The sequence below is a fragment of the Pedobacter sp. SG908 genome, from assembly GCF_011759615.1.
Lineage (GTDB): Bacteria > Bacteroidota > Bacteroidia > Sphingobacteriales > Sphingobacteriaceae > Pedobacter > Pedobacter riviphilus.
This window is the reverse complement of the sequence record NZ_JAAOYY010000002.1, coordinates 909,326-922,381: the sequence shown is the minus strand read 5'-3', so window position 1 is coordinate 922,381 and position 13,056 is coordinate 909,326. Positions and strand designations below refer to the sequence as shown.

The 13,056-nt window shown below is 37.7% G+C and carries 13 protein-coding genes; all 13 read right to left on the bottom strand.

Annotated features, from left to right (window positions below; all coding sequences use genetic code 11):
* Positions 1 to 66: 66 nt before the first annotated feature.
* Positions 67 to 1,434, bottom strand: a complete 1,368-nt coding sequence (nuoF, locus tag FHT21_RS18965) for an NADH-quinone oxidoreductase subunit NuoF (RefSeq protein WP_167296294.1) — start codon at positions 1,432 to 1,434, stop codon at positions 67 to 69.
* Positions 1,435 to 1,510: 76 nt separating this feature from the next.
* Positions 1,511 to 2,026, bottom strand: coding sequence for an NAD(P)H-dependent oxidoreductase subunit E (locus FHT21_RS18960; RefSeq protein WP_167296293.1), 516 nt, complete (start codon positions 2,024 to 2,026; stop codon positions 1,511 to 1,513).
* The gene (locus FHT21_RS18955; protein ID WP_131028078.1) at positions 2,019 to 3,233 is read right to left on the bottom strand and encodes an NADH-quinone oxidoreductase subunit D; all 1,215 of its coding nucleotides are present in this window, start codon (positions 3,231 to 3,233) and stop codon (positions 2,019 to 2,021) included. The genes FHT21_RS18960 and FHT21_RS18955 overlap by 8 nt, the downstream gene beginning before the upstream one ends.
* A gap of 3 nt (positions 3,234 to 3,236) precedes the next feature.
* The gene (locus FHT21_RS18950; RefSeq protein WP_167296292.1) at positions 3,237 to 3,737 is read right to left on the bottom strand and encodes an NADH-quinone oxidoreductase subunit C; all 501 of its coding nucleotides are present in this window, start codon (positions 3,735 to 3,737) and stop codon (positions 3,237 to 3,239) included.
* Complete coding sequence (locus FHT21_RS18945; protein ID WP_108197409.1) at positions 3,737 to 4,279, bottom strand: NADH-quinone oxidoreductase subunit B; 543 nt, start codon at positions 4,277 to 4,279, stop codon at positions 3,737 to 3,739. Before FHT21_RS18945 ends, FHT21_RS18950 begins: the two co-directional genes overlap by 1 nt.
* A gap of 207 nt (positions 4,280 to 4,486) precedes the next feature.
* On the bottom strand, positions 4,487 to 4,858 hold the full coding sequence (locus FHT21_RS18940; RefSeq protein WP_167296291.1) for an NADH-quinone oxidoreductase subunit A: 372 nt from the start codon (positions 4,856 to 4,858) through the stop codon (positions 4,487 to 4,489).
* An 82-nt stretch (positions 4,859 to 4,940) separates the two neighbouring features.
* Positions 4,941 to 6,656 (bottom strand): tetratricopeptide repeat protein, encoded by a 1,716-nt coding sequence (locus FHT21_RS18935; RefSeq protein ID WP_167296290.1) that lies wholly within the window; start codon positions 6,654 to 6,656, stop codon positions 4,941 to 4,943.
* 145 nt (positions 6,657 to 6,801) lie between these two features.
* On the bottom strand, positions 6,802 to 7,713 hold the full coding sequence (locus tag FHT21_RS18930; RefSeq protein ID WP_167296289.1) for a substrate-binding domain-containing protein: 912 nt from the start codon (positions 7,711 to 7,713) through the stop codon (positions 6,802 to 6,804).
* A 242-nt stretch (positions 7,714 to 7,955) separates the two neighbouring features.
* Positions 7,956 to 8,774, bottom strand: coding sequence for an energy transducer TonB (locus tag FHT21_RS18925; protein ID WP_167296288.1), 819 nt, complete (start codon positions 8,772 to 8,774; stop codon positions 7,956 to 7,958).
* 18 nt (positions 8,775 to 8,792) lie between these two features.
* Positions 8,793 to 9,299, bottom strand: a complete 507-nt coding sequence (locus FHT21_RS18920; protein WP_167296287.1) for a biopolymer transporter ExbD — start codon at positions 9,297 to 9,299, stop codon at positions 8,793 to 8,795.
* Positions 9,300 to 9,302: 3 nt separating this feature from the next.
* Positions 9,303 to 9,917, bottom strand: a complete 615-nt coding sequence (locus FHT21_RS18915) for a biopolymer transporter ExbD (RefSeq protein ID WP_167296286.1) — start codon at positions 9,915 to 9,917, stop codon at positions 9,303 to 9,305.
* 79 nt (positions 9,918 to 9,996) lie between these two features.
* A complete protein-coding gene (locus tag FHT21_RS18910) occupies positions 9,997 to 10,827 on the bottom strand; it encodes a MotA/TolQ/ExbB proton channel family protein (RefSeq protein ID WP_025146310.1) in 831 nt (276 codons plus the stop codon).
* A 299-nt stretch (positions 10,828 to 11,126) separates the two neighbouring features.
* Positions 11,127 to 12,722, bottom strand: a complete 1,596-nt coding sequence (gene pckA / locus FHT21_RS18905; RefSeq protein WP_167296285.1) for a phosphoenolpyruvate carboxykinase (ATP) — start codon at positions 12,720 to 12,722, stop codon at positions 11,127 to 11,129.
* Between the last annotated feature and the right edge of the window lie 334 nt (positions 12,723 to 13,056).

Below are 13,056 nucleotides of genomic sequence, written 5' to 3'. Positions count from 1 at the left end.
CGTGAGGGCACGAACTGAGGCGCTTTTTAAGTTCTAATTTAAGGTCACAAATGCAACCTTAGGATTTTATTTCTCTTCTGTTACCGGAGCTTTTTCAATCGGTGTTGCATAATTTGCAATACCATAGTTCTGGCCCTGGCTTTTCACAGGCTCTTTAATGTGCCATTCAAATTCATCCCTGAAGTGACGGATTGCACTGGCAACCGGCCAGGCTGCGGCATCACCTAATGGACAAATCGTATTACCTTCAATTTTGCGTTGAATATCCCACAATAAATCTACATCTTCCATTTTACCATGGCCGTGTTCAATTTTATGTAAGACTTTCTCCATCCATCCGGTCCCTTCACGGCACGGTGAACACTGTCCACAGCTTTCGTGGTGATAAAAACGGGCGAAATTCCAGGTATTTCTAACTATACACTGATCTTCATCAAAAGCAATAAAACCACCAGATCCCATCATGGTACCAGTAGCAAAGCCACCTTCAGATAAAGACTCGTAACTCATTAAACGAGGCTCGCCATTGGCGTATTTTAAGGTTAAATTAGCGGGCAAAATAGGCACAGATGATCCACCTGCAACCGTCGCTTTTAATCTTTTACCATTGGCAATACCACCACAGTATTCATCAGAATAGATAAATTCTTCTACTGGTAGGCCTAATTCTATTTCATACACACCTGGTTTTACCAAATTACCAGAAGCCGATATTAATTTTGTACCTGTACTTCTACCGATACCAATTTTTGCATATTCATCACCACCATCGTTGATAATAGGCACCACTGCAGCAATCGATTCAACATTGTTCACCACTGTAGGGCAACCATACAAACCTGCAATCGCCGGGAATGGTGGTTTAATACGCGGATTACCTCTTTTACCTTCAAGCGATTCTAACAAAGCAGTTTCTTCTCCGCAAATGTAAGCACCACCACCTGGCTGAACATATAATTCTAAATCGTAACCAGTACCTAAAATGTTTTTACCCAACCATCCGGCAGCTTTAGCTTCAGCAATGGCTTTTTCTAAAATGCGGATCTGAGGCATCATTTCGCCACGCACATAGATATAAGAAACCTTTGCACCTAAAGCGAAACTCGAAACAATCATTCCCTCAATTAAAGCATGAGGGATATATGTCATTAAATAACGGTCTTTAAAAGTCCCTGGCTCAGATTCATCAGCATTACACACCAAATAACGTGCAACACTTTCTGGTTTGGCCAGAAAGCTCCATTTCATCCCCGTTGGGAAACCCGCACCTCCGCGACCGCGTAAGCCCGATTTCTTAACTTCTTCAACAATCTCTTCAGGTGTTAAAGTTTTAAGGGCTTTTTCCACAGCACGATACCCGCCTTTTTGGCGATAGACTTCAAGTGTATTGATGCCCGGTACGTTTATATGCTCAAGTAACAGTTTTCGAGACATTTTAATTAGTCTATAGTCTGTAGTCAATAGTCCATAGTCTTGAGTCAAAATTGACTCCCGACTAAAGACTCTAGACTTAGGACTTGTTCTTTAAATCTTCAATCAGTTTATCTACACTATCGGTAGTTAAGTTTTCGTAGAAAGTATATTCCGGGCTAATCTGTAACACCGGTCCGAAGCCACAGGCGGCTAAGCATTCAACTCCTCTAAAGCTGAATAAACCATCGGCAGTAACTTCACCTTCCTTAACACCCAATTTATTTTCTAGGTGGCTTAATATTTTTTCGGCACCAACCAGGCAACAAGGGCCAGTACGACAAACCTCTAAGGCATACTTACCTTGTGGTTTTAAAAAGTACATGGTATAAAATGTTGCCACCTCATAAACTTCAATTGGCTGAATATTTAAATATTCGGCAACTTTATCCATGGCTGGCGTACTTACCCAAAGGTATTCGGCCTGTACCAAGTGCAATAATGGCAACAAAGCTGATTTGTGCTTACCTTCAGGATAACGGCTTTTTACTTCATCAAACTTGGCCAGCAATTCTGATGAAAACACTACAGGTGTTTGTTCTTCTACTTTAAGCATCTAATTCTCCTGCAATAATATTCATACTACTCATGTTGATAATAGCGTCAGACAATAACATGCCTTCGCTCATTGGTGCAAACATCTGGTAGTTTATAAAACTTGGTCTGCGGAAGTGTAAACGGTATGGTGTACGGCCTCCATCATTAATCAGATAGAATCCTAATTCACCATTTCCACCCTCCACAGCATGATAAACTTCTGCTTTTGGTGCATCAATCTCACCCATCACAATTTTGAAGTGATAGATTAATGCTTCCATATTATTATAAACTTCTTGTTTTGGAGGAAGGTAAAATTCGGGAACGTCGGCATGAAAAATACCTTTTGGTTCCGTTTTTAACTTCACAAGTGCTTGTTCGATAATGCGAACACTTTGCCACATCTCTTCATTACGCACTAAATATCTGTCGTAAATATCGCCACTTGTACCTACCGGAACTTCAAAATCGAAATCCTGATACGAAGAATATGGGTCGCTTACACGAACATCGTAATCTACGCCGGTAGCACGTAAAAGTGGACCAGTCCAACTGTATTCTAAAGCAGTTTCTTTAGTTACCTCTGCAACACCTGCCGTTCTATCAATAAAAATACGGTTACGTGTTAACAGATTTTCGAACTCTTTTAATGCTTTAGGAAATTCCTTTAAAAACTTATCAATTTTAGCAAAGGCAATATCATTAAAATCTCTTTCGAAACCACCAATACGACCAATATTTGTGGTTAAACGTGCACCACAAACTTCTTCAAAGATTTCGTAAATATGTTCACGAAACTGGAATAAGTATAAGAAAGTGGTAGTTGCTCCTGTATCCTGACCAATAATTGTATTACAGATAATGTGATCGGCAATACGCGAAAGTTCCATTACAATAACGCGTAGATAATCTACACGCTTTGGCATTTGAATATTCAACAACTTTTCAACCGTCATGTGCCAGCCCATATTGTTAATAGGCGAAGAGCAATAGTTTAAACGATCGGTAAGTGGTGTAATTTGATAAAAGGGACGATGTTCGGCAATCTTTTCGAAAGCACGGTGGATGTACCCAATAGTAGAAACGCCGCTAACAATACGTTCGCCATCTAATTGCAGAACATTTTGAAAAACTCCGTGGGTTGCAGGGTGTGTTGGGCCTAAGTTTAGGGTTACCAGCTCACTTTGCGGGTCGTTATCTGTAAATACCGGATGGTTATGATTCATAGTTTACCTTCCAAAAAATTCGTCTTTTTTATCTACTCTGTTCGGATCTTCCAATGGATATTGTTTCAACATCGGGTGAACACCTAAATCGTCCATATTTAAAATACGGCGTAAATCCGGGTGGCCCTCAAATTTAACCCCAAACAGATCGTAAGTTTCGCGTTCCATCCAGTTGGCACCTTTCCAAACCGTTGTTGCAGTCGGTATAGTTGGGTTCTGCTCGGAAATAAAAACTTTAATCCTGATCCTCACTTTTTCTACCATGTTGTGTAGATGATAAACAACAGCAATTCCATGGTCTTTACCAGGGTAATGAACTGCCGTAATATCGGTAAGGAAATTAAACTTTAATTCGTTTTTAAGATGCGAAAGCACATTGATGATAACATCTTTATAAGTTACAAAAGTTAATAAACCATAAGGCTCAGAAACAGCGGTAACTTTTTCGCCAAACCTTTCGGTCAGCTTAACATGGATATCGTTATTTAGTGTCGTTTCTTCCATTATTTAATGCCGTATTGACCTAAAAGTTCTTTGTAATAATCAGAATTCCGTCTTCTGCCAGATTCGTTTTTCACCAAATCCTGAATGCGTTGAAAACCATCTAAAATGGCTTCAGGTCTTGGCGGGCAACCTGGCACGTAAACATCTACCGGGATAACCTCATCAATACCTTGCAATACAGAATAAGTATCGAAAATACCACCACTACTTGCGCAGGCACCAACAGCCATTACCCAACGTGGCTCTGCCATTTGGATATAAACCTGTTTTAATACAGGAGCCATCTTTTTAGCGATAGTACCCATAACCATTAAAACATCAGCCTGACGGGGAGAAAAGCTTAAGCGTTCGGCACCGAAACGACCAAGGTCGTAGTGAGAACCCATGGTTGCCATAAACTCGATTCCACAACAAGAAGTTGCGAAAGGTAAAGGCCATAATGAATTTGAGCGGGCCAAACCAATCACTTTATCAAGAGAAGTGGCAAAAAAGCCAGATCCTTCTATTCCTGGAGGCGCATCAACTATATTAATTTCACTCATGTTTATAAACAAAAAATGCTCATCCCTTTGCAGAATGAGCAACAAATTTACAATATTTTAAAGGCAAACAAACTAGCTTCACTCGATTTAGAACCTTTCTAAATAACAAAAACTACCAGGAGTTAGTGTAAGTGATACACATTCAGTTTTCAGTTGGCAATTTTCAGTTTAAAGTTTATAAACCGAGGGCTATTAACTGCCAATTAACTAGTTCCAGTCTAAAACTTTTTTCTTGATTACGTAGATGAAACCTAGCAACAATGTCCCCATAAAAATGAACATTTCAATCATTCCGTCCATTTTCAGTGCACGGAAATTAACTGCCCAAGGATACATAAAGATTACCTCCACATCGAACAGTACAAATAAGATGGCTACCACGAAATATTTAATAGAGAAAGGCTGGCGTGCATTACCTACTGATTTAATACCAGCTTCAAAAGTTTCTAACTTATCACTCGTTTTACGTTTTGGACCCAAAAAGTGGGTAATCACCAAGGTGAACACCACGAAACCTAAAGCAACAATTACTTGAAATATAATTGGTAAAAAATCTATAGAGGAACTTTGCGCTTGCATAATTTTTATTTTGTGATGCAAAAGTAAAAGAAAAAGGCAGAGTAACCAAACTCTGCCTTTTCTAAATTATTTAACTTTTTAATTATTTGCCTTTACCTTTTGGAGCAGGCGCTGCTAATTCTTTTAATTTAGCTGCAGCGAAGGTTCCGCTAGGATATACAGCTACACTTTTGTTAAAGTATTCTTTAGCTTTTTCTTTGTCTTTGTAGTAGTAAAAACCACCAATAGTATCATAAGCTTCAGAAAGTTTTTTGGCATTTGCAGTTGCTAATTCAGGTTTTTCAGTTATTTTTTTTATGTATTCTTCATAGAAAGGAAGCATTAAACCCTTAGGCTCTTTCTCATCATCCAATAAACTGTTAATACGAGCTCTTGTTAAATACGCATCATAAGTTTCAGGAGCTAGTTGAGTTACTTTAGCAATTGATGAATCAGCTCTTACTAAGATATCTTTTGAAGGATTTTGTTTTGCAGTTAATTTTGCTGCGTAATCAAAGTAATTTGCCATTGCATTATAGTAATAGTTATATAAAGCTCCTTTTCCTTTTGGATTAGCTTTTATCGCTTTTTCATATATTTCTGCAGATTTAGTATATTTCTTTGCATCATAGAAGCTTTTAGCAACTTCAGCCAATGCATCAGCATTTGTTGAATCTTTTTCAACGGCTTTAGTGATATTGATTAATGCTAAACTATCTTGACCAGCCTTTAACTGTGCTTTACCTAGATACAAATAATCAAATCCAAGGATCTTATTCGGATCTTTCTCTTTAGCGAAAAAATCATTCATGCTTGTAAGTGCAGCTGGATAATTTTTATTCTCATATGCTGCCCATCCTTTCATCCTAGATACAATAGCATTTTTAGGGTCATTAGCAGGTGCTTGTATAGCTGAAGCTACTTGCTCCAAAGCTGGAAAATCTTTTGCATAAAATAAGAATTGAGCGTAACGCAATTGAGATTCTAAAGATTTATCAGTTAAATCCATGTATTTTTTATAATTCTCAATAGCTTTTTTCGCTTTTTCCTTATCTGTACCAAAACTACTCCATTGTAAGTATAATTCACCTAACTCGCGATATGCAGGGCCATAGTTTGCATCAGCGGCAATTACATCTTGTAACTCTTTTTCACCTTCAGGAAAAGCTCTTGATTCTTTGTACATTTTACCAATCTGCGTTTTGGCCCTTCTGTTGTTTGGATCAACATCACCAACACGCATGTATGGACCTAACGCCTCAGAGTTTTTCTTCTGTAAAGCATAGGCATCACCTTGCGCTAAGAAAACTTCAGCATCTTTATCTTTAGAATCTAATTCGTCTGCTTTAGTAATATTAGCCAAAGCACTAGTGAAATCAGGTTTAGATACATCATCACTAGGTTTATCTTGCGCTAAATAAGCTTTACCGATATACAAATAAGTTTTGTAATCTTTCGGTGCCAAAGCTACCGCTTTATCGAAGTTAGTTTTAGCAGAACTTGGGTTGTTAGACAACATATCTGCTTCACCTAAACCAATTAAGTTTAAGTTATTTTTTGGATCAGCAGTTACACCTTTGGTGAAAACGGCTCTTGCTGAATCGATGTAACCTGTTTTCAGGTAAACCAAACCTAGGTTATAATAATTTTCGCCATCTGAGGCTTTAGCGCTTACCAACGACTTAAGCATTGATGAAGCTTTCTGATACTGTTCTGCGTCAATGGCTTTTTTCGCATCAGTTAAACTTTGAGCAAAAACTGCAGAACCCATCAACACCAAACCTACATTTAAGGTTATTGCTTTCTTTGAAATTTTCATTGGATCAATTTTTTGTTTTTAAACGTTTTTAAAATCGGGCTGGAGTGAGTTCTATTTTATCCAAAATCTCCAACCAAACTTAGTTAACATTGGTTTTAACAATAATGAAGCATCATATCTAATACTTCGTGGTTCAATTTATAATTTATTTATTACTTTCTTTAGTTAAATTTATTTCTCTCGGCATTAGCTTGTGCGGGCCAAGTCCAGATTTAAGTACAATCAATTGTCCCCGCTGACTTCTTAACCATGTTGCAAATCCTGTGCCTAAACCATCTCTTCCTTCGCAATCTATAATATTTATATTTCTTAAGAAAGGATAAACACCGTTGATTAAGTTATCTTGAGTCGGTTTATAGAACTGATCATCTCCTACCTTGCCTTTTACATTCTTTACACCCAGCACTTTTATCTGAGAAAGGTATCCACTCATCTCTGCATCCTTGCCCGTGATCCAATTCACGCCCAAAATACCAATAAAATTCTTATCCTCAGCAATAAGTTTAATTACTTCTTTGCTGGAATTTTTAGAGTAAACACCTGTAGCTGGAAACTGGTTGATATTAGCCAACTCTTTAAAATATTGAAAGGTACTTGAATAAGCGTTATCAAAGACCAATTTTTTATCTGATTTCTTTCCCTGTAATATATCAATCACATCTTTAACGTTAATTGTACTGTCTATATTGCCCTGATTTGTGATTAAAGCAATACCATCTACAGCAAATCGTGAGGTGTTTATCTTTATATTCCGTTGGTTATAATATTTTTCTTCGGCCTTGGTTAATAACCTTGGCAACACAATTACTCTTACACTATCATTAAGAAAGGCAGGCAATAATTTTTCTTCAGGTTTTACTGTTGCCTGAAATTTTGCATCCGGATAATCTAAACTAAAAATATCGATCTGATCTTGAACAATCGGTCCAACACTTTCGTCAACCAATATTTTTAAGGTACCGCTTGTTCTGGTTTCTTTAACTGCATTGGCTTTATTTTTACGTTTGCAGGATACAAGTAAAGCGAGCACACAAAATATTAAAAGGAAATTTTTCATTGAGCTGATTAGTCGCGCCTTCCAAGGCTTAAAAGTCTTACAAATGCATAAATAATTAAGAAGATACCGATTGCGATGCGGCCCCATTGTGGAATAGTGCTTAAGCGCAGGGCAATTGGTTCGTAAAATATAAATGCAAAGCCTAACACCACATAAAAAACGAACATGATAAGGCCTAAAATGAGCAAAAACCGCTGTTTAGGCGATTTTTGCTTAAAAATATCAAAATTTAACATCTACTATTAGTTCAATGTAAAGTTAACGTTGATGTTGTATTTTACCCTTACCGGCTTACCATTTTGGATACCTGGGTTCCAACGTGGACTAGCTTTCAATACACGGATGGCTTCTTCATCAGTTCCGCTACCCAAACCACGGGTAACTGTGATATCAGTTAATTTACCATCTTTTTCAACAACGAAAGATAAAAACACTTTACCTTGAACGTTGTTTTCTTGTGCCATTGGCGGGTACTTTATTGCTTTACTTAAGTATCCGTAAAACTTAGAGATACCTCCAGGGAATTCTGGTTGTTTTTCGATACTAACAAAGTCGTAAACTTTATTATCATCAACCGCAACAGCAGCTTCTCTTTTTGGTCCTTCCCCTACTGGTTCAGCGATAACAATATCAGCTGTCGGATCACCTTTGATATCTCTCTGACCTGGATCAGCTTCCTTCAATTTTTCAACCGTAGGTGGTTCATCACGAACCTCGATATCGGGTTTTACAATTGGAGGTGGCATTTTCACCTGGTCAACTTTTGGTGGCGGTGGCTCTACCGGTGGCGGAGGTGGCGTTTTAGGGTCAACTGGTGGAGGTGGAGCTAAAATAACTTCCTGTGCTTTTAATTGTTCATCCGGCTGATCCATTGAGCCTTTAATCAGGCTATAGATTTTTGGAGAGAAGAATAACACTAGAAATATAATAGATCCAATAATTAATGCTTTGGTGGTGTTGGCACCATTGGTTTTACGCAATTGGTACGCACCGTAGCTTTTGTTTTTATCAGCAAAAACCACTTCAAGCCATTCTTTTCTGAATATATCTAACTTCGACATAACTTCTGGTTTTATTGATTATAAAATTCCCTTTTCTTTCATGAACTGCTTCTCATTGTCAAGGATATTATCATCATCAATCTGACGAACCTTTACTTTAAGAATTTCCAGTTCATCCATCATATCTACAAAGTTTTGGAATGTAGAACCTGATGTTGGTTTAACCAATACCACAAAATCTCCAGCAACTCCAGATGCATCAGCATTTTTCCTGTTTTTTACAATTGCATCTTCAATTTGCGATCCTGATTCGATTGTTGGTGCGCTTTCACCAGCTACTCCCATGTACCATGCAACTTTATTGTTTTTACCCAATAAGATGGTCATCGTTTTACTCGCTTTCAGCTCTAACCTGTTTTCAGGTAACTTTTCGTTCTTATCCGGTTTTGCAATATCCATCGCCTGTGGCGTAGAGATTACAGTTGTTAAGATAAAGAAGGTTACCAAAAGAAACATTAGATCCACCATTGGGGTCATATCAACCCTTGGCGTGGCTTTCTTCCCGCCCGTGTTTAATTCTGCCATTTCTTATTTCTTTTTAGCTTCAGAGTTAGTTACCAACAAAAATTTGTTTACACTTTGTTTCTGAAGCACATCAATAATCTTTTTTACAACTGGATACTCTTCTTTAGCATCACCTTTGATACTGATACGCATATCCTGATTGTTGATTTCCTTAGTCGCCTTACGGGCGTTTAATACCCATGAATTTAACTGGTTATCAGTCGAGTCTGAAGGTATCCCGGGCTGAACCCCTGGTTTCATACGATCGCCACCATTTAAAGCAATAAGTGATTTTAAGCTCTGGATCGGCACACCGAAACTTCCTATGTTTGAAAAGCGTTGTATTTCTAATGGGGTGAACGATATTTTGTACTGTTCGCCCATTAGTTCCAATGTTTTCGCTCTTACTTTTGTACCTGCTACTTCGAAGAAAACTTTCCCCTGCCCAATGGTCAATATCGCATTGTTTTCTACCGGCACCTTAAACTCATATGTAGATGAGGGGGTAGAAACGGCTAGAGGTTCTGGTTGCCTTGCTGTAGCAGTTAAGATGAAGAAAGTAAGTAACAATGATGCCACATCACACATGGCAGTCATATCTGTTACTGTACTTGTTCTTTTAACTTTAATTCTAGGCATAATATTTTTTACTAGTTTTTAATAATGATGATCTTTTTTCCGGTTTTCCATAAAGCCGGTAAAAATTTTTTCAAAATTCTTATTTATGCGAACTAGCGTATGTTTGAACGATGCTGAAACCAGCCTCATCGATAGCGTAAGTTAACTTATCGATTTTAGAAGTTAATACGTTGTACATGATAATTGCCACAGTAGATACTAAGATACCTGTTGCAGTATTGATAAGTGCCTCAGAGATACCTACCGCTAATGCTGACTGATCTGGTGCTCCAGAGTTTGCTAAACCGGCGAATGCACGGATCATACCTGTTACTGTACCCAATAAACCTACTAATGTACCAATTGATACCAAAGTTGCAATTACAGTTAAGTTTTGCTCTAACATTGGCATTTCTAAAGCTGTAGCTTCTTCTACCTCTTTTTGGATAGCAACGATTGATTGCTCCACATCCATATTGGTATCAGCTTCAACTTCACTGTATTTTTTCAAACCAGATTTAATTACGTTAGCAACTGAACCTTGTTGTTTATCACACTCAGCTTTTGCAGCCTCGATGTTACCTGCGCTTAATAAACCTTGTACTTTGCGAATGAAAGTATCTAAGCTAGATTTTCCACTTGCTTTACCAATAACGATAAAACGTTCGATAGAGAATACAATTACTACTAATAGTAGTCCAACTAAGATCGCTACGATAGGACCTCCTTTGTAAGCTGTTCCAAGATAGTTACCAGCTAGTGGTAATTTTTCTCTGTCACCATCGATAAAGTTACTTCCTTCTCCGAATACGAATCTCCAAACACAGAATCCAATTACAATACAAATTGGAATAACGAATGTTGCAAATACATTTGAAGCACTAGAAGAGCTCTCTTTTTTAACAGTTGTTGGTTTTGGTGCGTTTGCCATTTTTTTTGAAATTTTAGTTTTAGTTCTTGTTTTTAATTTTTAGCTGTTTTTTTTCTTTTGTACTACACTCAACGTTTCTTATCCGAAATTGTTGCGAAAAACAAATTTATAAATTGATTTTAAATTACAAATTAATAAATCAATAAACAATTAAATCGTTACTTAGAATTTAGTTTCGGTAAACCACCAAGGGTGTATAACAAAAAAATTGCCCCAGCCGAGGCAATTCTTTCACAATAAAAACTAAAAAAAAATCGAATTGCAAATTTTTTGCTCAAAAAATGCATTTTAAAGTGCATTTAACATAATTTTAACGCTTCGTGTCTGCTTTTTGGTACTTTTGTCAGTTCAAATTGCTTGAAATTCTCTGTAAAGGCATCCTGCAGTTCGTAGGCTTTCAAAAAATATTCTTCCTGGTTGCCCCATGTTTTAGAGGGGTCTAAAATTTCGTCTGGTACTCCGGGGCAATTTAGTGGCATCATCAATTTAAATACATGGTGTTGCTTATATTTATTATGATCTAAATCTCCATTTAGCGCTGCAGTAATCATCGCCCTGGTATAACTTAATTTCATCCTTTTACCTACGCCATAAGGGCCTCCGCTCCAACCTGTATTTACCAACCATACGTTTACCTGGTGTTTTTCCATCTTCTCTCCTAATAATGCGGCATATTTAGATGGATGCAGTGGTAAGAAAGCTTTACCGAAGCAAGCCGAAAAGGTTAATTGAGGTTCTGTTACCCCTGTTTCTGTTCCTGCAACCTTTGCTGTATAACCGCTCATAAAGTGGAACATGGCCTGCTCTACATTTAATTTTGAAATTGGAGGCAACACCCCAAACGCATCTGCAGTTAAGAAAAAGATATTTTTCGGAACAGCCGCTATTGATGGTAAAATGGCATTATCAATGTAATCTATAGGATAAGCTACACGGGTATTCTCTGTCTTACTGATATCACTATAATCAACCTCCCGAGTGCCCGGGAAAAAATTAACATTCTCCAATAATGCACCAAATTTAATCGCCTTAAAAATCTGTGGCTCTTTCTCTTCGGTTAAATCTACGCATTTCGCATAGCAACCGCCCTCGAAGTTAAATACCGAATCTTTGCCCCAACCGTGTTCGTCATCCCCTATTAATCCTCTTTCCGGATCGGCAGATAAAGTGGTTTTTCCTGTGCCTGATAAGCCGAAGAATATAGCCGTATCGCCATTTTTCCCCACATTAGCAGAGCAGTGCATAGATAACGTATTCTTATATACTGGCAGGATAAAGTTTAAAACAGAAAAAATTCCTTTTTTAATTTCGCCGGTATAACCTGTTCCCCCGATCAAAATAATTTTCCTGGTAAAATTGATGATGGAGAAATTTTCCTGCCTGGTTCCATCTATAGCCGGATCGGCCAAAAAGCCTGGCGCAGCAATAATGGTCCACTCTGGTGTGATACCCAATTGATCTTCCTCCGGGCGGATAAACAAATGATGAGCAAAAAGATTCTGATAAGCCGTTTCTGTAATTACCCTGATCGATATCGAATAATCCGGATTGGCACAGGCGGAAGAATCGCGGACATAGATTTTCTTATCTTCAAGGTAATTGGTTAGCTTATAAAATAGCTGATCGAATTTCTCCGGAGAAATTTTAATGTTTACATCGCCCCACCAAACCTGATTTTCAGTTACCTCATCGCATACAATAAAGCGGTCTTTAGGAGAACGTCCGGTAAACTTTCCGGTATCAACCGCCAGCGCTCCTGAAGCAGCCAGTATACCTTCTTTATTTAATAAGGCTTCATCAATTAATTCCGTTGGAGATAATTGGTACTTTACAGCAATATTTCCACCTAGATTTAAATAGTTTAAATCTGGCGCTTGCAGTTTCTTTTTGCTCATAACAATAAGTTAGTTAGTACAGCAAAGGTAAATACTTATCACCCACAAAAACTAGTTTTGAAGCGTAAATTTTTACATATTGTAGCAAATACACTATTATGTAAACATTTTATTTACAGATATTTACACTCAATTTCACAAGGTAAAAAAAATTAAAAAATTACACTAAGTAAAATCCATTAAATGGTTTTAGCAGGTTTAAACTTTTAATGGGTAAGGTTTTGAAAATTAATGACGCTTTATTAAATATTAACCACCCCGCCTTACGCTCGCGCTCCAAAAGAGGAGAATCAGACGCCGGAAAGGTAACTAGCTTAAATAGTACCACAGCCCA

Bases quoted from the DNA above. Each gene is read 5' to 3' on its own strand.
- nuoF (WP_167296294.1), bottom strand. From the start codon at position 1,434: ATGTCTCGAAAACTGTTACTTGAGCATATAAACGTACCGGGCATCAAT.
- FHT21_RS18940 (WP_167296291.1), bottom strand. From the start codon at position 4,858: ATGCAAGCGCAAAGTTCCTCTATAGATTTTTTACCAATTATATTTCAA.
- FHT21_RS18910 (WP_025146310.1), bottom strand. From the start codon at position 10,827: ATGGCAAACGCACCAAAACCAACAACTGTTAAAAAAGAGAGCTCTTCT.
- FHT21_RS18935 (WP_167296290.1), bottom strand. From the start codon at position 6,656: ATGAAAATTTCAAAGAAAGCAATAACCTTAAATGTAGGTTTGGTGTTG.
- FHT21_RS18920 (WP_167296287.1), bottom strand. From the start codon at position 9,299: ATGGCAGAATTAAACACGGGCGGGAAGAAAGCCACGCCAAGGGTTGAT.
- FHT21_RS18915 (WP_167296286.1), bottom strand. From the start codon at position 9,917: ATGCCTAGAATTAAAGTTAAAAGAACAAGTACAGTAACAGATATGACT.
- FHT21_RS18950 (WP_167296292.1), bottom strand. From the start codon at position 3,737: ATGGAAGAAACGACACTAAATAACGATATCCATGTTAAGCTGACCGAA.
- FHT21_RS18955 (WP_131028078.1), bottom strand. From the start codon at position 3,233: ATGAATCATAACCATCCGGTATTTACAGATAACGACCCGCAAAGTGAG.
- FHT21_RS18925 (WP_167296288.1), bottom strand. From the start codon at position 8,774: ATGTCGAAGTTAGATATATTCAGAAAAGAATGGCTTGAAGTGGTTTTT.
- pckA (WP_167296285.1), bottom strand. From the start codon at position 12,722: ATGAGCAAAAAGAAACTGCAAGCGCCAGATTTAAACTATTTAAATCTA.
- FHT21_RS18960 (WP_167296293.1), bottom strand. From the start codon at position 2,026: ATGCTTAAAGTAGAAGAACAAACACCTGTAGTGTTTTCATCAGAATTG.
- FHT21_RS18945 (WP_108197409.1), bottom strand. From the start codon at position 4,279: ATGAGTGAAATTAATATAGTTGATGCGCCTCCAGGAATAGAAGGATCT.
- FHT21_RS18930 (WP_167296289.1), bottom strand. From the start codon at position 7,713: ATGAAAAATTTCCTTTTAATATTTTGTGTGCTCGCTTTACTTGTATCC.